Here is a 21,866-nt window from a genome sequence, read left to right as displayed (position 1 = left end):
GCTACGGCGTGCGCAGGTCATCCCTCCGGTCCCTGCGGTGTCGCGTACTGCGGCTCGGGAGGTTCGCGCACCGCCGTCACCTCGACCTCGTCGTGCTGGGTGATCGTGGCCTCGGCACCGGCCGTCCGCAGCGTCGCCAGGGCGCCGCCGGGGATCTCCAGGGCGGGGCTGAGCGTCGAGGGGTCGCCGATGACGGTCCACCGGTACGGCGAATCGAGCACCTGGTCGTCGACGACGATCCCCTCGTCGGTGTCGCGGAACCACGTCGAGGTCACCAGACGCACGCCGTCGAGCTCGACCACCTCGGCGCCCGCGTTGCGCAGCTCCTCGAGCACGTTGAACATCTTGGCGGCGTCCACGAGCCCGTCCGGGTCGCGGACGACGATCTCGACCCCGGGACCGACGGCGGGCAGCCGCCCGGACAGGATGCCCTCGGTGCCCGCGCGCTCCTGCGCGAGGTCGACCGCCGCCTGGGCCTGACCGGTGCCCGACTGCAGCTCGTCGCGTGTGCGCGACAGCTCGGCGACCTGGTCGGCGAGCTGCTCGGAGCGTTGCGTCACCTCGTCCAGGAGCCGGACGAGGTCGTCCTGCCGGGCGGACGACAGCGGGTCCTGGGCGGACTGCTGCACCTGGACGACGAGGGCGAAGCCGAGCGCAGCGCACAGCACGGCGGCGAGCAGCTGGGACCTGTTGGCCCGCGGGCGCATCGCACCGGCCAGCGCACGCCAGCCGCCGGCCGGTGGCGGCCCGTCCGGCGGGGCGACGTCCTCGCGGTCCGCCTGCGGCTCCGGCGGCACCACCGCGGACACCGCCGGGACCGATCCCGTCCCGGGGCCCGGCCAGGTCCCCGGCACGCTGCCGGCGGACGTCTCGCGCGGTGGGGCCCCACCGTCCGGGCCGACGATCGAGGCCACGGGCACCGACAGGTCGAGGGGGTCCAACGGCTCGTCCGACGGCCCGGCAGGCCCATGGGCGTCGGCGTCGTCCGCGGGGTCCGGCTCGGCAGGCTCCGTCGCCTCGGAGCCCTCCTGCGCGTCCTCCGGCGTCGTGGCGTCGTCCGGGGCCCCAGGAGTGTCCTGCGACCCGTCGCGCTCGCGGTGCTCGTCGCTCATGCTCACGCCCTGAACAGGTGCCGTCGGATCGACGCGGCGTTCGAGAAGATCCGGATGCCGAGCACGACCACCACCGCCGTCGACAGCTGCGAACCGACACCCAGCTGGTCGCCGAGGAAGACGATGAACGCCGCCACGAGGACGTTCGACAGGAAGGACACGACGAACACCTTGTCGTCGAACAGCCCGTCGAGCTTGGCGCGCAGCCCCCCGAAGAGCGCGTCGAGCGCCGCCACGACGGCGATCGGCAGGTACGGCTGCAGCGCGACCGGCACCGTCGGGTGCAGGACGAGCCCTGCCACCACACCGATCACCAGACCGACCACGGCGATCATGGACTCTCCTCCTGGCTGTCTTCCACGCTGTCTTCCACGTCCGGCTCCCACGGTTCTGCGTACCGCAGACCCTGCCCACCCACGCTCGGCAGGTCGATCTCGTCCACGGGGTTCATGCTCGACCCGATACCCCACTCCGAAGAGAGGTACTGGGTGTACGCCGGAGCGCCGGTCCGAGCGTACGCGGCCTGCATGCCTTCCGGGTCACCGATGGCACGCACCACGTACGACGGGCCCGGCAGGGGTACCAGATCGACCAGGATCGCCTCGCCCGCGTGCCGGATCGCCGACAGCGACGTCAGCCGCTGGTCGCCCACGCTGATCGCCTCCGCACCCGACGCCCACAGCGCGTTGACCACCGTCTGCAGGTCCACCGCCTGCACCCGGGTGTCCGAGGGCTCGACGCCGCCGAGGTCCGCGTCGCTGTCGCTCAGCGTCAGCTCCAGGCCCGGCCCGGACACCGCGGTGGCACCCGTCACGACGCCGTCCAGCCGCAGCTGGTCCAGCAGACCCTGGTCCGCGGCCGACAGCGCCTCCGCCTGCAGCTGCTCGATCTCCTCGGTGAGCGCCACCGTCTGCGCACGCAGCGCTTCCGCCGACGCCTGACGCTCGGAGATCTCCTGCTCCAGCACCTCACGGGCCGACGGACCCTCCGACGGCGCACGCAGCTGCTGGGCGGCGGCGACCGTCATGAGCCCCAGCAGCACGGCGACGAGCAGGAGCAGCAACGGACCCGCACCCCGCGACGGGACCTCGCCCTCCGCCCGGCGGCGCGCAGCCTCCGCGTACCCCGCGTCCAGGGGCTTCTCCATGACCTCGACCAGGAGCGTCATCGACGCGTCCGGCCGCCGGGCCGGCGGCACCCCGGTCATCCCCGACCCTCCGCACGGCCGCGCTCGCGCAGCACGAGCCGGCGCGTCTGCACCAGATAGTGCCAGCCGGCCAGCCAGTACAGACCGATCCCCCACCAGGCGAACGCCCACCCCACCGCGTGGGAGACGGTGCCCACCACACCCGGCGACTCCGCCAGCAGCAGCAGGGGGAACGCGTACAGCAGTGCGAAGGTCCCCGCCTTGCCCACCATGCTCACCGCCAGCGGGCCGTAGCCGTGACGAGCCAGGACCGGAGCGAGACAGGCCAGGAGCACGTCACGCAGCACCACCACGGCCAGCACCCACCAGGGCACCACGCCGCGCCACAGCAGACCGACGAGCGTCACCAGGATGAACAACCGGTCCGCCGCAGGGTCCAGCACCTGGCCGAGCTTCGTCACCTGGTCGAGCCGGCGCGCGAGGTAACCGTCCAGCCAGTCGCTCGCGCCCGACACCGCCAGCACGACCAACGCCCAGACGTCCTCGCCGGACACGATCAGCACCGCGAACACCGGAACGAGCGCCAGGCGCACCATGCTCACGACGTTCGGCACCGTCCACACGGCCGCGTCGCCCTGCCCTGCCTGCACGATCACCGCCTGTGTCCACCGAGTCCCCTGCCGCGCACATCCTACGCAGGGCCGGGCAGATCCTGCCGCAGTGGGCAAACTCACCGGCCTCCGGCCCGCCGCTCGGCGCTCGCGGCCCGTACGATGGGATCAATCCATTCGGAGTTCGTCGTCTTCCCGCGTGTTCGTAGGCCCTGGCAGATCAAGCAGACAGCCAGCCAGGTGCAGGTGTGTGTCCGGGACCGAGCGACCGCCGCGCCCCACGGCGTGGCAGGACTCCCCCCGCACCCGACGAAACGGTCACCCTTCGCCATGAGCACCCCTGACTCCACGCTGCCCACCGAGCCCCAGGTCACCTTCGCCGACCTCCACCTTCCCGCACCGCTGCAGAAGGCCGTGGACGACCTCGGCTTCACCACCCCCTCCCCCATCCAGGCCGAGGCGATCCCCGCCCTCCTGTCCGGCCGCGACATCACCGGTGTCGCCCAGACCGGCACCGGCAAGACCGCGGCCTTCGGCATCCCGCTGCTCGCCGCCCTCGACCCGGCCGCCGACGTCTCCCGCGGGCACGTCCAGGCCCTCGTCCTGGCCCCCACCCGCGAGCTCGCCATGCAGGTCGCCGACGCCGTCGAGAGCTTCGCCGCCCACCTGCCCGGCGTCCGGGTCCTGCCCGTCTACGGCGGTGCGCCCTACGTGCCCCAGCAGCGCGCCCTGCGCGACGGCGTCCAGGTCGTGGTCGGCACGCCCGGTCGCGTCATGGACCACCTCGAGCGCGGCTCGCTCCACCTCGACACCGTCAAGTTCCTCGTCCTCGACGAGGCCGACGAGATGCTCCGCATGGGCTTCGCCGAGGACGTCGAGAAGATCTTCGGCCAGGCCGCCACCGAGCGACAGGTCGCCCTGTTCTCCGCGACGATGCCGCCCGCCATCCGCGCCGTCGCCGACACCCACCTCAACAACCCGGTCCAGGTCGCCGTCTCGCGGCAGTCCAGCACCGTCACCGCCGTCGAGCAGACGTACGCCGTCGTGCCGTTCCGCCACAAGGTCGGTTCGCTCGTGCGCGTGCTCGCCACCTCCGAGGCCGACGCCACCATCGTCTTCACCCGCACCCGCGCCGCCGCGGAAGAGGTCGGGGTCGCGCTCGTCGAACGCGGCGTCTCCGCCGCCACCATCTCCGGCGACGTCGCCCAGAAGGAGCGCGAGAAGATCGTCGAGCGGCTGCGCAACGGCTCCCTCGACGTCCTCGTCGCCACCGACGTCGCGGCCCGCGGGCTCGACGTCGACCGCATCGGCCTCGTCGTCAACTTCGACATCCCCCGCGAGCCCGAGGCCTACGTCCACCGCGTCGGCCGCACCGGCCGCGCCGGACGCACCGGACGCGCCCTGTCGTTCGTCACCCCCCACGAGCGCGGCAAGCTCAAGCACATCGAGCGCACCATCCGGGCCAAGCTCACCGAGGTGGAGGTCCCTTCCCCCCGCGACGTGTCCGCACACCGCGCCCGCACCATCCTCGGGACCGTGCCCGCACGGCTCGAGGCCGGCCGCCTCGAGCTGTACACCGAGCTCCTGAGCGAGCACCTCGCCCCCCGCGAGGACGGGACCGCGCCCGACGCCGCCCAGGTCGCGGCAGCGCTCCTGGCGCTCGCGGTCGGCGACGACGGCCCTGCCCACCGTGCTGCCCAGGAGGAGCACGAGAAGGAGCGCGCCGAGGTCAAGGGTGGCCGCACCCGCGAGACGCAGCGGGCCGAGCGCGGCGACCGCGACGGCGACCGGACGCACCGCCACCCGCGAGCGGACCGCGAAGGCCGCGGCATCCGCCGTCCGGCGGAGGGCACCCGCTACCGCATCGCCGTCGGGCACACCCACGGCGCCCAGCCGCGCGGCATCGTCGGTGCGCTGACCAACGAGGGCGGTCTGCGCGGTGGCGACATCGGCAAGATCGACATCTTCGGCAACTTCTCGTTGGTCGACATCACCAAGCCGCTGGACGACGCGACGATGAACCGCATCGGCCGCGCCAACGTCGCCGGCCGCCAGCTGCGGATCTCGGTCGACAAGGGCGCCCCGGAGCGTCGTGCGCCCCGCACGGAGCGCCGCCCCGCCCACGCCGCGCACTGAGTCGGGCGGCTCAGGGCCTGTCGGGGGCCTCGCCGAGCTGACGGGCCAACGCCTGCAACCGGCGGGCCTCCGCCATCCCCCGCTCGCCGTCGGCCCGCTGGATCCCCATGACGGCCAGCGTGCCGCCGTCGGCGAGGTCCAGGGTCACCCAGGGGTCGTTCACCGTGAGCCGCACCGCGACGATCTCGGGCCACGCGACGCGGCGCCTACTGATCACGTTGCGCACGGTGAGCCCGTCGGCGTCGGGTCGCGCGTGCACGCCGCCCAGGCGCCAGAGCAGCCACACCGCGAAGAGCGCAAAGGCCACGAACGTGACGCGGGTCGCGGGACCGAGCAGGACCCCTTGCGGGGCGAACAGCCCGATGACGATGCTCCCGCCGGCGGCGAAGATGCCGGTGACGACGACGGCGACGCGCGTCCACCACGGACGGAAGGTCCGGAACGGGTCCCGCGCGCCGTCGTCGTCCATGGCTTACAGGCGGCTGGCGTGGATACGGGTGACGAGGATGCCGCGGGCGCCGACGTCGTACAGCGCGTCCATGACCTGGTTGGTCTCCGAGCGCCGCACCATCGACCGCACCGCGGCGGACTGGCCGTTGTGCAGCGGTGACACCGTCGGCGACTCGAAGCCCGGCGTGACGGCCACGGCGGCGTCGAGCAGCTCGGTCGGCACGTCGTAGTCCAGCAGCACGTACTCGCGGGCCGTGATGACGCCCTGCAGGCGTCGGGTGAGGATCTCGATCCCCGCCGGGACGTCGTCGCCCGACCGGCGGATCAGCACGGCCTCCGAGCGCAGGATCGGCTCCCCGAAGACCTCGAGCCCCGCGGCCCGCAGGGTGGTGCCGGTCTCCACGACGTCGGCGATCACGTCGGCGACCCCGAGCCGCACCGAGCTCTCCACGGCTCCGTCGAGGTGGACGATCGCCGCCGGCTCGACACCCTGGCGTGCCAGGTGGGTCCGCACGAGGGTGGTGTACGACGACGCGACGCGCTTGCCGGCGATCTGGGCGACGTCGTCGATCGTCCCGGCCGGGGCGGCGAACCGGAACGTCGACCCGGCGAAGCCGAGCGGCAGGTGCTCGACGGCGTCGGCGTCGGAGTCGAGCAACAGGTCACGGCCCGTGATGCCCACGTCCACGGTGCCGGCACCGACGTAGACGGCGACGTCCCGAGGGCGGAGGAAGAAGAACTCGACGCCGTTGTCGGCGTCGGTGAGCACGAGCTCGCGGGTGTCGCGGCGCTGCCGGTAGCCGGCCTCGCGCAGCATGTCGGTGGCGGGCGTGGAGAGCGAGCCCTTGTTCGGGACGGCGATGCGGAGCAACGGGTTACCTCGTTCGGTTCGAGCGGGACGGCGGTGGTACGGACCGGAGCGCGCGCTGCGGTCCGGCGTCGAGCGGGCGACACCGGACCGGGCGCTCACAGATGCGCGTACACGTCCTCCAGGGTGAGCCCCTTGGCGACCATCAGCACCTGCAGGTGGTACAGCAGCTGCGAGATCTCCTCGGCGGCGGCCTCGTCGGTCTCGTGCTCGGCGGCCATCCACACCTCGGCGGCCTCCTCCACGATCTTCTTGCCGATCGCATGGACGCCTGCGTCCAGCTGAGCCACGGTCCCCGACCCGGCGGGACGGGTCCGGGACTTCTCGGACAGCTCGGCGAACAGGGAGTCGAAGGTCTTCACCCCACCAGCCTAGACGGCGACCCCCGGTCGTCCGGGCTCTGTTCCGGTGCTCGGGACGGACGTCACAGCGTGCTGTACGCGCTTGGCACACTATTTCTATCGATGGCACAGATCGGTGACGCAGAAGGGATCGTCCGCCGGCCGGTTCCTGACGGCGCTCAGTGCGTGTGCCGGTTCGCCATCTCCCGCAGCACCTCGATCTCACCCGCGACGTCGTCCGCCCCGAACACCGCCGAGCCGGCGACGAAGACGTTCGCCCCGGCGTCGGCGGCCCGCTCGATCGTGTCCCGCGACACTCCCCCGTCGACCTGGATCTGCACGTCCAGGCCGGCCTCGCTGACCGCCTGCCGGGCGCGCCGGATCTTCGGCAGGGTCCCCTCGATGAAGGACTGTCCCCCGAAGCCGGGCTCCACCGTCATCACGAGGATCAGGTCCACCTCCGCCAGCAGGTCCAGGAAGGGCTCCACAGGGGTCGCAGGCCGCAGCGCGACCCCCGCCCGGGCACCTAGCCTGCGGAGCTCGCGTGCGAGCCGCACAGGAGCCTGGGCCGCCTCGGCGTGGAACGTCACCGACGCCGCACCCGCCTCGGCGTAGGCGGGTGCCCAGCGGTCGGGGTCGTCGATCATGAGGTGCCCGTCGAGCGGCACCGGCGAGACCTGCGCCAGCCGCTCGAAGACCGGCAGGCCGAGCGTCAGGTTCGGCACGAAGTGGTTGTCCATCACGTCGACGTGCGCGGAGTCCGCCGTCGAGATCGCCTGGAGGTCGCGCTCGAGGTTCGCGAAGTCGGCGGACAGGATGCTCGGGTTGATCAGGGCTGCCATGGCTCCCAGCCTAGAGGCGGCGAGGGATCGGCACGTCCGGCCTGCTCGGCGGGCTCAGCCTCGCCCGCGCTCCCGACCCCGTACGGAGTTGAGCCGTGCGGCCTGGCGGACCAGGTGGTCGCGCTCGGGCTGGTTGGTCGCCGCCCGCGCCGCCTCGGTGTAGAGCCGCGCCGCCGTCACCAGGTCTCCGTCCCGCTCGTGCAGGTACGCGGCCGCCGCGGCGTGGCGCGGCAGACCGGGATCGAGCTGCACCAGCGCGGCCAGACCTGCTCGCGGTCCGTCGGCCTCGCCGACGGCGACGGCACGGTTGAGCCGGGCGACGGGGTTGTCGGTGAGCCGCAGCAGCTCGTCGTACCACTCCACGATCTGCACCCAGTCGGTCTCCCCCACCGTCCGGGCGTCGGCATGGAGCGCCGCGACGGCAGCCTGAGCCTGGAACTCCCCGAGCCGGTCCCGCGCGAGCGCCGCCTGGAGGATCTCGACGCCCTCCGCGATCAGGTCCGTGTCCCACCGGCCACGGTCCTGCTCGGCGAGCGGCACCAGACCGCCGTCGGCGCGGGTCCGGGCCGGCCGACGCGCGTGGTGGAGCAGCATGAGCGCGAGCAGTCCCGCGACCTCCGGGTGGGGGTACATCCCCCGCAGCTCGCGCGTGAGTCGGATCGCCTCGGCGGCCAGGTCGACGTCGCCGGTGTAGCCCTCGTTGAACACGAGGTAGAGAACCTTCAGCACCGTGGCCACGTCGCCGGACCGGTCGAGCCGGACACCCGCGACCGTGCGTTTGGCCCGGCTGATGCGCTGGGCCATGGTCGCCTCCGGCACGAGGTATGCCTCGGCGATCTGCCGCGTCGTGAGGCCACCGACGGCGCGCAGCGTGAGGGCGACGGCCGACGACGGCGTCAGGGACGGGTGCGCGCACAGGGAGTACAGCCGGAGCGTGTCGTCGACGGAGGCGGCCGGCTCGGGCGACGGTTCCGCCTCCACCCGAGCTTCCCGCTGCCGGCGGGCCGCGTCCGCGCGGGCGACGTCGAGGAACTTGCGCCAGGCGACCGTGACCAGCCACCCGCGCGGGTCCTGCGGGGGGTCGTCCGGCCACCGGCGCACGGCCTCGACCAGTGCCTCCTGCACGGCGTCCTCTGCCGTCGCGAAGTCCGCTCCGCGACGGCAGAGGACGCCGATCACCGTGGGCGTGAGAGCCCGCAGCAGCGCATCGTCCACCGGGTCACTCCGTGACGGTGGGCGCTGCCGTCAGGAACGGCCGGAGCTCGAGCCACTCGTGGATCGGGCGTCCGCCCGCACCGGGCGCCGCGGACAGCTCCCCGGCCAGCTCAACCGCACGCTCCTGGTTCTCGACGTCGATCACCATCCAGCCGGCGATCAGGTCCTTGGTCTCCGGGAAGGGCCCGTCGGTGACCGGTGGGCGACCCTCGCCGTCGTACCGCACGAACATGCCCTCGGGCGAGAGCGCCTGGCCGTCCACGTACTCGCCCGTGCCCTCGAGCCGGGCCGCGAAGTCGTTCATGTACTGGATGTGCGCGGAGACCTCCTCCGGCGTCCACCGGTCCATCGGGACGTCGTTGACGGCGGCCGGCGCGCCCCGGTAGTGCTTCAGCAGCAGGTACTTGGTCATCGTGCTCTCCTTCGTCGCGGAGACGGCCCCTCGTGGCCGCTCTCACCCCTGGGACGGAGCCCGGTTCGTGTTCTCGACATCCCGCCTCGACCCATCCTGGCCGGGCACCGGTACTCTCGCGCCGTGGACACACCAGCCCCTCGGCCGCTCGTCCGTGCCGCCACCGCTCGCGACCTGCCCACCGTCGCCGCGATCCTCGAGCCGTACGTGCTGCGCACCGCGGTGACGTTCGACGAGGAGCCCCCCGGCGTCGAGGCTTGGGCGGTGCGCCTGGACGACCTCCGAGACCGGGGTCTGCCGTTCCTGGTCGCCGAGGTCGACGACGTCGTCGTCGGCTACGCCTACGCCTCTCCGTGGCGCCCGAAGGCCGCCTACCGGCACACCGTCGAGACGACGATCTACCTCTCCCCCGCGGCCCAGGGCCGCGGGGTGGGGACGCGGTTGCTCTCGGCGCTGCTCGACGCGTGCTCGCTGGCCGGGGTCCGCGAGGTGGTCGCCGTCGTCGCCGACGATCCTGCCGCGGCCGGTTCCCTGCCGCTGCACCGCCGCCTCGGTTTCGAGGTGGTCGGCGTCCTGCGCGACGTGGGCGTCAAGCGCGGTCGGAGCGTCAGCACGATGCTGCTCCAGCGCTCCCTGCGCTGAGGCGTCAGTCGACCGACCGGCGCAGCACCTCGGCGCGCTCGACCACGGTGCGCCACGCCTCGGCAGGGACACCAGGGTGGGCGTCCCGGTCGATCTCGCCCAGCGCCGCCCTGAGGTCGTCGAGGGTGCGCGCCACGACCCGCACGGCGCGGCGCCGTGGCAGTCCCCACGAGACACTCTCGGCGACGAGGTGCTTCCCCGTGATCGCGTCCATGTCCCGCTCGCCCGCCACGTCCATCGCGAAGATCCGCGAGGCGTGGGAGTGGTGGAGGTGCATCGAGACGTCGTAGGCCGGGGCCAGCGCCACGGTGCCGTCCTCGCGGCGCAGCAAGGAGATGTTCTTCGCGTGGGCGTCGGTGTTCCCGACGGCGAGGTTGAGCGCGGTCAGCGCCAGGAGCGGGTCCGGGCGCGCGCCGTCGTCCCGCAGCACCTGGGCGATCCGGACGAGGGAGGGCAGCGCCCGTCCGTGCTGGAACTTGCGCTCCGGGTCGCGGGTGTTGATGCCCAGTGCCTGGGCGGCGTCCTCCTGGTGGATGCGTCGCAGCCCGCCGGGTGCGCCGTCGTCGGGGACGCGGTCGTAGCGGGAGACGACGATGCACCGCATGTCGGCGAACGTCTCGACGTGCGCGTCGATCGTGGTCAGGCCGATGCGCCGGGCGAGGTCGAGGGCCGCCGCCTCGGTGTCGACGAGGTCGGCGGTGGGCGAGTCCGCCGCACGGGCGACCTTGAGGATGTGCGTGGTCGGCTGCTCCGGCGACGCCCGCCACCAGTGCTCGCCGTCGCGCACCAGTCCGATCTTGGGCTCCATACCCGGCAGCGAGCTGGTCAGTCGTTGGCTACGTCCCTGCCCGCCCGCGCGGGCGACGCTCGCGTGCAGGAGCGTGGCGATGTCGTCCGCCTCCAGGGGACGCCCGCCGACGGCGGCAGCTCGCGGTGCGGCCCCGACCGGCACGAACTGCAGCGCGCCCACGGTGTCACCGCCGTAGGCACCGAAGAAGCCCACGGTGTCCTCGGGGTCTACCCCGGCGTCCATGGCCATGTGGTCGCGGACGCGCCCTTCCGGCATCAGCCCGTCGAGCCAGGCGGTCACGCGGGCAGGAGGCGGAGCGTGGTCCGGGTCCATCGGGAGCAGGTGGGACAGGACCCGCGAGCCGTAGCCCCAGCGGGCCAGAGCGTCGCGGTCCCACGTGAGATCGACACGGGGCGCAGCGCGACCCGCGTCGCGCGCGGTGAACCGCGCGACGCGGCTGCCGTACAGCCACGCGTCCAGCTCAGACGTCGTCATCGTCGCCTCGTTCCTCCAGGCGCACGTCGATGCCGAGCTCGTCGAAGATCTCGAACAGTCGGGTGATGTAGAGGTTCCCGACGCCGGACTCGACCTCGGAGACGTACTGCCGGGTCAGGCCGAGCTCGTCCGCGAGCGCCGCCTGGCTGAGGTGGCGGCGTTTGCGTGCCTGGCGGACGAAGCGGCCGAGGTCGCGCGGTCCCCGGGCTCGGGTCCAGCGGGGCATCTCGCCTCCTTGAGTCAGGATATCCATGCACTCGCTTGTGTCAGGTTATCCCGACGGTACCCGAGTGAGCAAGGATTTCCTGGCACTGCACGTCGCCGGATCGCCCGGCAGAAGGCCTGCTCAGGCCGTCCGGCGCAGCAGCGTCAGGTGCATCGCGTCGGTGCCGTGCACGTGCGGCCAGAGCTGGACGTCCAGACCGCCCGCGCCACCGTCGTCGGCCCCCAGGTCGATCTCGGCGCCCGGGACGAGGACGTCGCGCACCACAGCGCGGGCGTCGAGGCGTTCGACGTCGTCGCGGCGGCGCAGCACGTCGTCGACCACCAGGCGTGTCTCGGCCAGGTGCGGCGAGCACGTCACGTACGCCACCACTCCCCCGGGCCGCACGGCCTCCAGCGCGGAGGTGAGCAGCTCGGTCTGCAGGCCGGTCAGCGTGCCCAGGTCGGCGGGCGTGCGGCGCCACCGGGACTCGGGCCGACGCCGCAACGCGCCCAGGCCGGTGCACGGCGCGTCGACGAGCACCCGGTCGTAGGCGCCCGGCTCGTCGGTGCCGACCTCGCGCCCGTCCCCGGTCCGCACGGCCTCCACCGTCTCCTGCGGCACGGCACGCAGCCCCTGGCGCACCAGGCGGGTCCGGTGCGGCTGGACCTCGTTGGCCACGAGCCGTGCGCCCTGCCGGGCCGCGAGCGCCCCGAGCAGGGCGGCCTTGCCGCCCGGGCCGGCGCACAGGTCGAGCCAGCGTTCGTCGCGTCCCTCGAGGGGTGTGGCGGCCAGGGCCAGGGTGACGAGCTGGGAGCCCTCGTCCTGGACGCCGGCGCGTCCGTCGCTGACGGGGCCGAGGGCGGCGGGGTCCGTCCCGGCGGCGAGCACCCGTGCCGTGGGCGCCCAGCGTCCCGGCGTGAGGCGCACGTCGCCGTCCGGGTCCTGGTCGGCGGTCAGGTCGTCGGGCTCGACCAGCCCGGGACGCACGACCAGCGTGACGCGCGGGGCGGTGTTGTCGGCCTCGAGCAGGTCGGCGAGCTCGCCGGTCGGACGCCCGGAGCCGTGCAGGGCCTCGCGCAAGGCGCGGGTGATCCACACGGGGTGCGAGCCGGTCAGCGCGAGCGCGGTGGTCTCGTCCGGCGCCTCGGCGCGGATGCGGTCCAGCCAGTCGTCGAGGCTGGTGCGTCCCACGGCACGCAGCACGGCGTTGACCATCTGGGCGGGCCCGGCCCCCACGCGGTCACGGCACAGGCCGACGGTCTCGGAGACGGCGGCGTGGGCGGGCACCCGCATGCCGAGGACCTGGTGGGCGCCCAGGCGCAGCACGTCGAGGACCTCGGGGTCGAGCTGGTCCAGGGGGCGGCTGACGCAGCGGGCGAGGATCGCGTCGTAGCGGCCCTGCAGGCGCAGGGTGCCGTAGGCGAGCTCCGTGGCGAACGCGGCGTCACGGCCGGTGATGCCCCGCTCGCGCAGCAGCGGCGGCAGCACGAGGTTGGCGTAGGCGTCCGAGGCGTCCACCTCGCGCAGCACGTCGTACGCCGCGGTGCGGGCCGGGTCGGTGGCCCGCCGGCGCTGCGAGGGCGCCTGGGAGGTGCGGTGCCCCTGACCGCGGGACCGGGCGGCGCCACGCTGGCGCCCCCGTGCGTCCCGCCGGTCGTCGCGCTGTTCGGCGTTCATCGGGTCCCTCCCAGGGGTGCGTCGGCGTCGAGCACGGCGCGACCGGCGCCGCGCGCCCAGTCGGCGGCCGGCATCGGCTTCTTGCCGACGGGCTGCACGTCGCCGAGCGCGACGGCGTGGGTGGCGGTGCCCACCAGCACCTCGGCCTTGGTGGCCCGCAGACGGCCCGGGACCAGGTCGGTGACCTCGGGCCGCATCCGCACGGGTCCGATGCCGAGTCGCGGCGGGGGCGTCGCGTCGTCGGCGGCCGGCAGGGTGGTCCACGCCCCGGGTGCGGGCGTGACGGCACGGATGCGCCGGTCGACCGCGAGCGCCGGGTCGTCCCAGCGCACCAGGGCGTCGCCGCGGGTGATCTTGGGGGCGAGCGAGGCGCCCTCGGCGGGTTGCGGCTGCGGTGCGAGGCGGCCCGCGCCCAGCGCGTCCAGGCTCGCCACGAGCAGCTCGGCGCCGGAGACCGCGAGGCGGCCGAGCAGGTCGCCGGACGTGTCGCGGGGGCGGATCGTCTCGGTGGCCGTACCGAGGACCGGCCCGGTGTCCATGCCCTCGTCGAGCAGGAAGGTGGTGGCGCCGGTCACCTCGTCCCCGGCGAGGATCGCGTGCTGCACCGGGGCGGCGCCGCGCCACGCGGGCAGCACCGAGAAGTGCAGGTTGACCCACCCCAGGCGCGGCACGCTCAGGACGTCGGCGCGCAGCAGGTGCCCGTAGGCCACCACGGGTGCGGCGTCGATCTCGAGGTCGCGCAGGCGCTCGACGAACTCCTCGCCGCGGGGGGCGTCGGTGATCACCGGGATGCCGGCGTCCTCGGCGGCGACGCGCACGGGGCTGGGCGCCAGGCGCCGACCGCGTCCGGCCCGGGCGTCGGCTCGCGTCAGGACGGCGACCACCTCGTGCTCGGAGTCGATCAGCGCACGCAGAGCGGGGACGGCGGGTTCCGGGGTTCCGGCGAAGAGCAGACGCACCGTGCAAGTCTAGGGCCGGCGTCGTACCGGTACGCCGAGGTCCGCGAGCGCCGCCCGTAGCGCGCCCGTCCCGGTGAAGTGCACGCCGCGGAACCCCACCGCGCGGGCGGCCTCGACGTTGCGCGGGGTGTCGTCGACGAACACCGCGCGGGCGGGTTCGACGGCGAAGCGCACGGCGGCGAGGCGGAAGATCGCCGGGTCGGGCTTGGCGAGGTGGACCCGGCCGGAGACGACGACGTCGCGCAGGCGGCCGATGGCGGGCGCGGCGGGCACGGCGTGGTGGAAGGTGTCGGCGGCCCAGTTCGTCAGCCCGTACAGGCGCACTCCTGCCGACGCGAGCTCGTCGACGAGCGCGGCCGAACCGGGCACCGGTCCGGTGAGGGTGCCCGGGTAGGCGGTGCGGTAGCGCTCGGCATAGGCGGCGAGGTGGGGGCGGGTGGCCTCCAGGTGGGCGACGGCCTCGGTCCACGTGCGCCCGGCGTCCTGGGCGAGGTTGAACGCGGCGAAGTCGACCTCTGCCATCCAGGCATCGACGTCGGCCCGGTCCAGTCCGTCGAAGGCTCCGTAGGGGTCCCAGCCGACCAGGACGTTGCCGAGGTCGTAGATCACGGCGTCGATCGGTGCGTGGCCGTCGGCGGGCAGGGGGTCGGGCGTCATCAGAGCATCTCCGCGGGGTCGAGCTGGACACGGACCGTGCCGCCCTCACGGCGGGCGGCACGCACGGCCATCGAGGCGCGCAGCTGGCGGGCGAGCTCGGTGCCCTCGGCGAGCGGGACGCGCACGACGACCCGGACGGCCGCGTCGAGGCGGCTGCCGTCACCCGGCAGGTCGACCGGGCCGAGCACGGCGTCGGGCGTGGCGAGATCGACGCGGCCGACGACGGCGCGCACGGCGTCGACCAGTCCGGTGACGGCGGCGACGCGCACGGCCGGCGGCAGGTCGAGCTCGCGCCGTTCGTCCAGCTCGCGTTCCGCCAGGCCTGGCGCGTCGAAGCGCACCAGCGCGCTGGTGGGCGCGGGCGCGGCGTCCCCCACCAGCAGGACCTGACCCTGCGGGGCGGGCCGCACCAGGCTCGCGGCCGCGAGCCAGCGGTGGGCCGCCTCGGTCGCCGTGGCCAGGCCGGTGCCCGCCGTGGCCACCGCGGCGTCGAGCAGCAGCGCGGCCGCGTAGCCGGCGTCGGCCACGGGCTCGGCACCCGGTGTCGCCACCACGAGCGCGGGCGTCGCGTCGACGTGGTCGAGCACGCCGCCGGGCGCCGAGGAGGCCGAGACCCGCACGGGTACGCCGGGGAAGGCACGGCCCAGCTCCTCGGCGGTGCGTTCGGAGCCGACCCGCACGGCCCGCACCCGGTCGTGCCCGCACTCGCCGCAGCGCCACCCGCCGGCGAGGCGGGCGCACCACGTGCACTGCGGCGTCGCGCTCGCACCGCGAAGCCCCAGCGGGCCGTGGCAGTGGGCGCAGCGCGCCGCGGTGCGGCACCGGGCGCACGCCACCACCGGCAGGTAGCCGGTGCGCGGCACCTGGACGAGCACCGGCCCGTGAGCGAGGGCGTCGCGGGCGGCGCGCCAGGCCGCGCTCGGCAGCCGCGCGGCCGCACCGGCGCCCTCGCGGGCGAGCTCTACCGAGGTCAGCGCACGCACCCGCGGCGCCCGGGCCCGCACGACGTCGCGGGGTGCGCCGATCTCCTGCGCCCAGCCGCGCGCGAGCAGGGCCTGCGCCTGGACCGTCCGGCCGGGCGAGCCGAGCAGGAACGCCGCCTGCTGCAGCTCGCTGCGCAGCGCCAGGACCTCCCGGGCGTGCGGGTACGGCGCATGGGGCTCGGCGAGCGTCTCCTCGCCGTCGCCCCACAGCACCACGAGCCCGAGGTCCGGCACGGGCGCGAACATCGCCGCGCGCGTGCCGACCACCACGTCCGCCAGGCCGTGCCGGGCGCGCAGGAACGCCCGGTAGCGGGGTGCGGGACCGTCGTCCGCCTGCAGACGCACCGCACCCGTCACCCCGGCGGCACCCAGCGCGGCGCACACCCGGTCGACGTCCCGGGCGTCGGGTGCCACGACGAGGGCCCGGCGGCCGCCCGCCAGCGCCGCACGCACGGCCTGGGCGACGGCCGCCGCCCAGTGCGGCGTGCGCGCCGGCTCGGCGAGGGTCGGATCGGCGTGCGCCGTCCCGGGGGCAGTCCCCGGGCCGGTCCCGGGGCTGGTCCCGGGGCTGGTCTCCAAGCCTGGCAGCGGCGTCCACACGGCCCGTGGAGCCTGCCCGGCGAGCACCCGGCGGCAGAAGGCGTCCCCGCCCCGGTACGGCGCCCACGCGCCGTCCCAGCCCTGGCCCTCGGGCGGCGCAGGGGGCGCGGGCCGTGGCACGTCGTCCACGCCGTCCCCCTGCTCGGCGAGGGCGGCCAGCACCTCGGCCTCGACGCGGGCGTGCCGCGGCGGCACGGCGAGGCGCAGCACGTCGGACAGCGTGCCCGCGTACCGCTCGGCCACCCGGCGTGCCAGCGCGAGCACCTCCGGGCCCAGCACGGGGTCCGGCGAGACGACCCGCTTGAGAGCCACCAGCCGGCCGTCGTGGTCGGACGCCGCGGCGCGCGCCACGACGTAGCCGCTCACCTCCTGCGGACCGAACCGCGCCCGCACCCGGACCCCCGCGACGGCCTCGTCGGCCAGCGGGGCGGGCACCAGGTAGTCGAACTCACGATCCAGGTGTGCCGGGGCGAGGTCGAGCACCACCCGCGCCACCGGGTCCACGGCGGCCGGTCCCACCGGTGCCTTCGTCCGGCCGCGCCGGCGCGGCGTCGGGGCCGCCGGGACGTCGTCGAGCCCGAGCAGCGCGGGCTGCTCGGGCTCGTCAGGGATCGTCACGACACCATGCAACCATGCGGTACCGACGCGCCCGCCGGCACGTGCGCGAGCGGCGAGCAGCCTCGGGTGCGGCTCACACCGCCGCGCGCAGCGCGTCGACCCGGTCGGTACGCTCCCAGGTGAAACCGTCGAGCTCGCGACCGAAGTGCCCGTAGGCGGCCGTGGTGGCGTAGACGGGGCGCAGCAGGTCCAGGTCCCGCACGATCGCCGCCGGGCGCAGGTCGAACACCTCGCGGATGGCCGCGCTGATGCGCTCGGGCGCCACCGTCTCGGTGCCGAACGTCTCGATGTACAGCCCGACGGGGTGCGCCTTGCCGATCGCGTAGGCCACCTGCACCTCGCAGCGCCGCGCCAGGCCGGCGGCCACGACGTTCTTGGCCACCCAGCGCATCGCGTACGCGGCCGAGCGGTCGACCTTCGAGGGGTCCTTGCCGGAGAACGCCCCGCCGCCGTGCCGGGACATCCCGCCGTAGGTGTCGACGATGATCTTGCGACCGGTCAGGCCGGCGTCGCCCTGCGGCCCGCCGACGACGAACTTGCCCGTCGGGTTCACGATGAGCCGCACGTCGGCGGTCTCCAGGCCGACCGACGCGGCCACCTCGTCGACCACCGGGTCGATCACGTGGTCGGCGACCTCCCGGTAGAGCTTGTCCTGCTCGACGTCCGCGTCGTGCTGCGTCGACAGCACCACCGTGTCCAGACGCACCGGGCGGTCGCCGTCGTAGCCGACCGTCACCTGCGTCTTGCCGTCCGGTCGCAGGCCCGCCACCGCACCCGACTTGCGGACCTCGGCGAGGCGCTCGGCCAGGCGGTGCGCCAGCCAGATGGGCAGCGGCATCAGCGACGGCGTCTCGTCGGTGGCGTACCCGAACATGAGCCCCTGGTCGCCCGCGCCCTGCGCGTCCAGCAGGTCCTCCTCGGCGGCGCCGCCGGTGCGGCGCTCGAGCGCGGTGTCGACACCCTGGGCGATGTCCGGCGACTGCTGGCCGATCGACACGGACACGCCGCACGAGTCGCCGTCGAAGCCGATGGCGGACGAGGTGTAGCCGATGCCGCGCACCACCTCGCGCACGATCTGCGGGATCTCGACGTACGCCTCGGTGGTCACCTCGCCGGCCACGTGGACCAGCCCCGTGGTGACCATGGTCTCCACCGCGACCCGCGAGCGAGGGTCCTGCGCGATGAGCGCGTCCAGGATGGCGTCGGAGATCTGGTCGCACACCTTGTCCGGGTGGCCCTCGGTCACGGACTCTGACGTGAACAGGCGCAGCGCATCGCTCATGCGGTCAGCCTACGTCCCCCGCCGCCGCTCGCCCAGCGCCGACCGTCAAAAACGTCTCACTTGATGAGAACGTCTCACATGCTGGGAAGAATCTTGGCCACGGCGTCCCACAAGCCGTCCGCGACCTCACGCTTGGACCCGGCGACCGAGGTCACCGTCTCGCCGCGCGCGTCCAGCACCGTCACCTCGTTGACGTCCGTGACGAACCCCAGATTCTCCCCGACGGCGTTCACGGCCAGCAGGTCGGCACCCTTGCGGCGCGCCTTCGCCCGACCGTGGTCGAGCACCGAGGCGCCGTCGTCGCCGGTCTCCGCCGCGAAGCCCACCACCACCTGGCCCGGCCGCAGCCGGTCCGCGGCCAGCTCGGCGAGCACGTCCGGGTTCTCCACCAGCTCGATCGGTGCGGGTGCCGCACCCGCGACCTTCTTGATCTTCGCCGTCGGCGGGGCCGCCGGACGGAAGTCCGCGACGGCCGCTGCCATGACGACGACGTCGGCACGCTCGGCGGCGGACCGGACGGCCTGCCGCAGCTCGGCCGTCGAGGCCACCGCGACCACCGCGGCGCCTGCCGCCGCCAGCGGCTCGGTCAGGTCCGCGGCGAGGTTCGCGGCCACCAGCGTCACCTGGGCACCCCGGGCCGCGGCGGCCGCGGCGAGCGCGACCCCCTGGCGGCCGCTGGACCGGTTGCCGATGAAGCGCACCGGGTCGATCGGCTCGCGGGTACCACCCGCCGAGACGACGACGTGCCGGCCGGCCAGGTCGCGCGGCACGGGCCCGGCCGCACCGGCCGCCGCCTCGAGCGCGACGCGGGCGATGTCCTCGGGCTCGGGCAGCCGACCCGCGCCGGTGTCCGCACCGGTCAGCCGTCCGCTGGCGGGCTCCACGACGTGCACGCCGCGGGCACGCAGCGTCTCGACGTTGGCCCGCGTGGCCGGGTGCTCCCACATCTCGGTGTGCATCGCCGGGGCCATGACGACCGGGCAGCGTGCGACCAGCAGCGTGGAGGTGAGCAGGTCGTCCGCGCGGCCGCCCGCGGCCCGGGCCAGCAGGTCCGCGGTGGCCGGCGCCACGACCACCAGGTCGGCCTCCTGACCGAGCGCCACGTGCTGGACGCCGGGCACGTCGTCGAACACCTCGGTGCTCACGGGCTCGCCCGACAGCGCCTCGAAGGTGGGCGCGCCGACGAACCGCAGCGCGGCCGCCGTCGGCACCACCCGCACCGCGTGCCCCTGCTCGCGCAGCAGCCGCAGCAGCAGCACGGCCTTGTACGCGGCGATGCCGCCGCTGACTCCGAGCAGGATCCTCATCGCGGCGAACCCGGGTTCCGGGTCAGACGATCTCGTCGCCGGCGGCCTGGTCGGAGTCCACGACCTCGACACCCTCGGGGACCAGCGGCGTGGCCGGCTGCTCGGGAGCCGGCTCGGCGGGCTCCGCCGTGAGCAGGCCCTGGTTGATCTCGCGCATCGCGATCGACAGGGGCTTCTCCTGCACGCGGGTGTCGACCAGCGGGCCGACGTTCTCCAGCAGGCCCTCGTTGAGCTGCGCGTAGTACGCGTTGATCTGACGGGCGCGCTTCGAGGCGTACAGCACGAGGCCGTACTTGGACTCGCTGTGCGCGAGCAGGTCGTCGATCGGCGGGTCGGTGATGCCGATGGGCTGGGGCACGGTTCCGGCCATGAGTGTCGCTCCAAGCAGACGTACGGACCGGTGGCGAGGGCCACCGGCAGTTCAGAGGGGAAGGTCTGCGACCAGTCTACCGGTCGCGATCAAGCAGACCGGGAGGCCGCAGGGGCGCCACCCTGCGCACGCACGCCCAGCAGCCGCGCGAGGTCGTCCGTGGCCCGGGTGACGTCGTCGTTGACGATCGTCACGTCGAACTCCGGCTCGGCCGCCATCTCCACCGCGGCCGTGGCCAGGCGGCGCTCCCGCTCGGCCTCGCTCTCCGTGCCGCGCCCCACCAGCCGCCGCACCAGCTCCTCGTGGCTCGGCGGCGCCAGGAACACGAACTGCGCGTCGAGGCTCGCGGCGCGCACCGCGTCGCGCACCTGCCGGGCGCCCTGCAGGTCGATCTCGAGCAGGGTCGGGCGCCCGGCGGCCAGGTGCTCGGCCACCGGGCCGCGCGGCGTCCCGTACCGGTGACGCCCGTGCACCACGGCCCACTCCAGCATCTCCCCGGCAGCGACCATCCGGTCGAACTCCTCGGGGGTGACGAAGAGGTAGTGCACGCCGTGCACCTCGCCCGGCCGTGGTGGCCGGGTCGTGGCCGACACCGACAGCCACACCTGCGGGTAGCGTGCGCGGATGTCGGCCGAGACGGTGCCCTTGCCGACGGCCGTGGGTCCGGCCAGCACGGTCAGCCGTGCGGGTCCCCGCGGGACGTCGTCGTCGGGCACGGCGTCTGCTGGAGCCGGCACGCCGGCAGGTGATGCGGAAATCTCAGCCAAACCTCTCGATGAGCGCCTGGGCCTGGTGCGGCCCGAGGCCACGGACACGGCGGGTCTCGGCGATCCCGATCTCTTCCATGATCGCCCGGGCCTTCACCTTACCGACTCCCGGCAGCGACTCGAGCAGCGAGACGACCTTGAGCTTGCCCACGACGTCGTCCGCCTGGCCCTGCTCGATCACCTCCCGGAGCGACCCCTGGGAGTACTTCAGACGGTTCTTGATCTCCGCCCGGATGCGTCGCGCCTCGGCCGCCTTCTCGAGGGCCGCCGCACGCTGTTCCGGCGTGAGTGGAGGAAGGGCCACGCAAGTCACCTACTCAATCGAACCGACAGGACGTACTGCTCCCTCGAAAGTAGCCACGACCTGCGGCGGCGGCAATCGCTGGGGCGTGCTCACACGGACCCGGTCGCACATTCCACCCCGCAAAGCCCCGCAAACGCGACCAAGCGGGCGCGTCGTGTGACTCTTCCGACATCACCGCCGGTCAGCGCGGCGGACGCAGCGCCGCCCGGGCCTGAGCGGTCGACCGCTGCGCCGCGCCGCGCAGCTCCGCCGCGTCGGGCCCGGCCGCGAGCACCCCGCGCGACGAAGAAGCCAGCACGTTGCGGCGCACCGCACCGAACACGTCGGCCAGCTCACGCTCCCCGGCTCCCTGCGCCCCCACGCCCGGGGCGAGGAGCGGACCGGCCACGGCCTCGAGGTCCGTGCCGGTCTCGCGGGCCGCGGCGCCGATGGTGGCACCCACGACCAGGCCGACCGACCCCATCGGCAGCCCGTCCGACACCGCACCGGCGTTGAGCGCCGCCGCCTGGGCCGCGACGCTCGCGGCGACGGTGAGGCCGTCCGGCCCCACCGCGTGCTGCACCTGCTGCCCCTCGGGGTTGGAGGTCAGGCACAGCACGAAGATCCCGCGTCCCGTCGCCGCCGCGAGCTCCGCCGCGGGAGCCAGGGAGCCGAACCCGAGGTACGGCGAGAGCGTCACGGCGTCACCCGCCAGCGGCGAGCCGTCGGCGAGGAACGCCTCGGCGTACCCGGCCATCGTCGAGCCGATGTCGCCCCGCTTGGCGTCGACGATCGTCAGCGTGCCCGCGGCGCGCGCGGCGGCGACGACGTCCTCCAGGGCGGCGACCCCCGACGAGCCGTGCCGCTCGAAGAACGCCGCCTGCGGCTTGAGCGCCGCCACCCGGCCGCCCAGCGCCTCGACGACGCGCAGGCCGAACTCGCGCACGCCCGCGGCGTCGTCGGCCAGACCCCAGTCGGCCAGCAGCGCGGGGTGCGGGTCGATCCCCACGCACAGCGGACCGAGCTCGTCCATCGCGGTCGCGAGCCGGGCGCCGAACGGCGGGCGCGCGGCCGCGGTCATGGCGGCCGCCTCCGCG

General features: G+C 74.5%; 24 protein-coding genes. 2 read left to right on the top strand and 22 right to left on the bottom strand.

Going from position 1 to position 21,866, the window contains the following annotated elements; translation table 11 throughout:
* Positions 1–17 precede the first annotated feature (17 nt).
* The 4 genes from BCL65_RS14615 to BCL65_RS14600 are packed head-to-tail and all read right to left on the bottom strand — an operon-like array spanning position 18 to position 2,909.
* Positions 18–1,112, bottom strand: coding sequence for a DUF881 domain-containing protein (locus tag BCL65_RS14615; protein WP_106269233.1), 1,095 nt, complete (start codon positions 1,110–1,112; stop codon positions 18–20).
* A gap of 2 nt (positions 1,113–1,114) precedes the next feature.
* The gene (locus BCL65_RS14610) at positions 1,115–1,447 is read right to left on the bottom strand and encodes a small basic family protein (protein ID WP_106269232.1); all 333 of its coding nucleotides are present in this window, start codon (positions 1,445–1,447) and stop codon (positions 1,115–1,117) included.
* A complete protein-coding gene (locus tag BCL65_RS14605; protein ID WP_106269231.1) occupies positions 1,444–2,319 on the bottom strand; it encodes a DUF881 domain-containing protein in 876 nt (291 codons plus the stop codon). The genes BCL65_RS14610 and BCL65_RS14605 overlap by 4 nt, the downstream gene beginning before the upstream one ends.
* Positions 2,316–2,909 (bottom strand): CDP-alcohol phosphatidyltransferase family protein, encoded by a 594-nt coding sequence (locus BCL65_RS14600; RefSeq protein WP_106269298.1) that lies wholly within the window; start codon positions 2,907–2,909, stop codon positions 2,316–2,318. Before BCL65_RS14600 ends, BCL65_RS14605 begins: the two co-directional genes overlap by 4 nt.
* Before the next feature lie 291 nt (positions 2,910–3,200).
* Between BCL65_RS14600 and BCL65_RS14595 the strand changes: the two genes are divergently transcribed.
* A complete protein-coding gene (locus BCL65_RS14595) occupies positions 3,201–5,006 on the top strand; it encodes a DEAD/DEAH box helicase (protein WP_106269230.1) in 1,806 nt (601 codons plus the stop codon).
* A gap of 10 nt (positions 5,007–5,016) precedes the next feature.
* Here BCL65_RS14595 and BCL65_RS14590 read toward each other — a convergent pair whose 3' ends face one another.
* From BCL65_RS14590 to BCL65_RS14565, 6 genes are all read right to left on the bottom strand, one after another.
* Complete coding sequence (locus BCL65_RS14590; protein ID WP_106269229.1) at positions 5,017–5,475, bottom strand: PH domain-containing protein; 459 nt, start codon at positions 5,473–5,475, stop codon at positions 5,017–5,019.
* Positions 5,476–5,478: 3 nt separating this feature from the next.
* Positions 5,479–6,327: an ATP phosphoribosyltransferase gene (hisG, locus tag BCL65_RS14585; RefSeq protein WP_106269228.1), complete on the bottom strand. Its 849-nt coding sequence runs from the start codon at positions 6,325–6,327 to the stop codon at positions 5,479–5,481.
* Between the two features lie 95 nt (positions 6,328–6,422).
* Positions 6,423–6,686, bottom strand: coding sequence for a phosphoribosyl-ATP diphosphatase (locus BCL65_RS14580; RefSeq protein WP_106269227.1), 264 nt, complete (start codon positions 6,684–6,686; stop codon positions 6,423–6,425).
* Between the two features lie 158 nt (positions 6,687–6,844).
* Positions 6,845–7,507, bottom strand: coding sequence for a ribulose-phosphate 3-epimerase (rpe, locus tag BCL65_RS14575; RefSeq protein ID WP_106269226.1), 663 nt, complete (start codon positions 7,505–7,507; stop codon positions 6,845–6,847).
* A 54-nt stretch (positions 7,508–7,561) separates the two neighbouring features.
* Complete coding sequence (locus BCL65_RS14570) at positions 7,562–8,722, bottom strand: RNA polymerase sigma factor (RefSeq protein ID WP_106269225.1); 1,161 nt, start codon at positions 8,720–8,722, stop codon at positions 7,562–7,564.
* A gap of 4 nt (positions 8,723–8,726) precedes the next feature.
* Positions 8,727–9,134, bottom strand: coding sequence for a YciI family protein (locus BCL65_RS14565; RefSeq protein WP_106269224.1), 408 nt, complete (start codon positions 9,132–9,134; stop codon positions 8,727–8,729).
* 123 nt (positions 9,135–9,257) lie between these two features.
* On the opposite strand from BCL65_RS14565, the gene BCL65_RS14560 reads away from it, so the two are divergent.
* Positions 9,258–9,776 carry a GNAT family N-acetyltransferase gene (locus tag BCL65_RS14560; protein ID WP_106269223.1) on the top strand — a complete coding sequence of 173 codons (519 nt, stop codon included), beginning with the start codon at positions 9,258–9,260 and terminating at the stop codon, positions 9,774–9,776.
* 4 nt (positions 9,777–9,780) lie between these two features.
* Here the strand turns inward: BCL65_RS14560 and BCL65_RS14555 are convergent, their stop codons facing one another.
* The 12 genes from BCL65_RS14555 to pyrF all read right to left on the bottom strand — a co-directional run bounded on the left by BCL65_RS14555 (position 9,781) and on the right by pyrF (position 21,850).
* Positions 9,781–11,061 carry a type II toxin-antitoxin system HipA family toxin gene (locus BCL65_RS14555; RefSeq protein ID WP_106269222.1) on the bottom strand — a complete coding sequence of 427 codons (1,281 nt, stop codon included), beginning with the start codon at positions 11,059–11,061 and terminating at the stop codon, positions 9,781–9,783.
* Entirely contained in the window at positions 11,048–11,287 is a 240-nt protein-coding gene (locus BCL65_RS14550; protein WP_165800034.1) for a helix-turn-helix transcriptional regulator, read from the bottom strand. The genes BCL65_RS14555 and BCL65_RS14550 overlap by 14 nt, the downstream gene beginning before the upstream one ends.
* A gap of 120 nt (positions 11,288–11,407) precedes the next feature.
* Positions 11,408–12,943: an RsmB/NOP family class I SAM-dependent RNA methyltransferase gene (locus BCL65_RS14545; protein WP_106269220.1), complete on the bottom strand. Its 1,536-nt coding sequence runs from the start codon at positions 12,941–12,943 to the stop codon at positions 11,408–11,410.
* Positions 12,940–13,902: a methionyl-tRNA formyltransferase gene (gene fmt, locus BCL65_RS14540; RefSeq protein WP_106269219.1), complete on the bottom strand. Its 963-nt coding sequence runs from the start codon at positions 13,900–13,902 to the stop codon at positions 12,940–12,942. Before fmt ends, BCL65_RS14545 begins: the two co-directional genes overlap by 4 nt.
* A gap of 9 nt (positions 13,903–13,911) precedes the next feature.
* Positions 13,912–14,559 carry an HAD family hydrolase gene (locus BCL65_RS14535; RefSeq protein ID WP_106269218.1) on the bottom strand — a complete coding sequence of 216 codons (648 nt, stop codon included), beginning with the start codon at positions 14,557–14,559 and terminating at the stop codon, positions 13,912–13,914.
* Complete coding sequence (locus BCL65_RS14530) at positions 14,559–16,760, bottom strand: primosomal protein N' family DNA-binding protein (protein WP_165800035.1); 2,202 nt, start codon at positions 16,758–16,760, stop codon at positions 14,559–14,561. The genes BCL65_RS14535 and BCL65_RS14530 overlap by 1 nt, the downstream gene beginning before the upstream one ends.
* 73 nt (positions 16,761–16,833) lie before the next feature.
* Positions 16,834–18,042, bottom strand: coding sequence for a methionine adenosyltransferase (metK, locus tag BCL65_RS14525; RefSeq protein ID WP_106269217.1), 1,209 nt, complete (start codon positions 18,040–18,042; stop codon positions 16,834–16,836).
* Positions 18,043–18,116: 74 nt separating this feature from the next.
* The gene (gene coaBC / locus BCL65_RS14520; RefSeq protein WP_106269216.1) at positions 18,117–19,349 is read right to left on the bottom strand and encodes a bifunctional phosphopantothenoylcysteine decarboxylase/phosphopantothenate--cysteine ligase CoaBC; all 1,233 of its coding nucleotides are present in this window, start codon (positions 19,347–19,349) and stop codon (positions 18,117–18,119) included.
* A 22-nt stretch (positions 19,350–19,371) separates the two neighbouring features.
* Positions 19,372–19,707, bottom strand: coding sequence for a DNA-directed RNA polymerase subunit omega (gene rpoZ, locus BCL65_RS14515; protein ID WP_374956685.1), 336 nt, complete (start codon positions 19,705–19,707; stop codon positions 19,372–19,374).
* 101 nt (positions 19,708–19,808) lie between these two features.
* Positions 19,809–20,456 (bottom strand): guanylate kinase, encoded by a 648-nt coding sequence (gmk, locus tag BCL65_RS14510; protein WP_243401074.1) that lies wholly within the window; start codon positions 20,454–20,456, stop codon positions 19,809–19,811.
* Between the two features lie 22 nt (positions 20,457–20,478).
* On the bottom strand, positions 20,479–20,790 hold the full coding sequence (mihF, locus tag BCL65_RS14505) for an integration host factor, actinobacterial type (protein WP_106269214.1): 312 nt from the start codon (positions 20,788–20,790) through the stop codon (positions 20,479–20,481).
* Positions 20,791–20,971: 181 nt separating this feature from the next.
* Complete coding sequence (pyrF, locus tag BCL65_RS14500; protein WP_106269295.1) at positions 20,972–21,850, bottom strand: orotidine-5'-phosphate decarboxylase; 879 nt, start codon at positions 21,848–21,850, stop codon at positions 20,972–20,974.
* Between the last annotated feature and the right edge of the window lie 16 nt (positions 21,851–21,866).

Source organism: Isoptericola halotolerans (genome assembly GCF_003003075.1).
GTDB classification, from domain to species: Bacteria; Actinomycetota; Actinomycetes; order Actinomycetales; family Cellulomonadaceae; genus Isoptericola; species Isoptericola halotolerans_A.
Note: the sequence above shows the minus strand (reverse complement) of the source record. Positions and strands in the feature narration are given on the sequence as shown.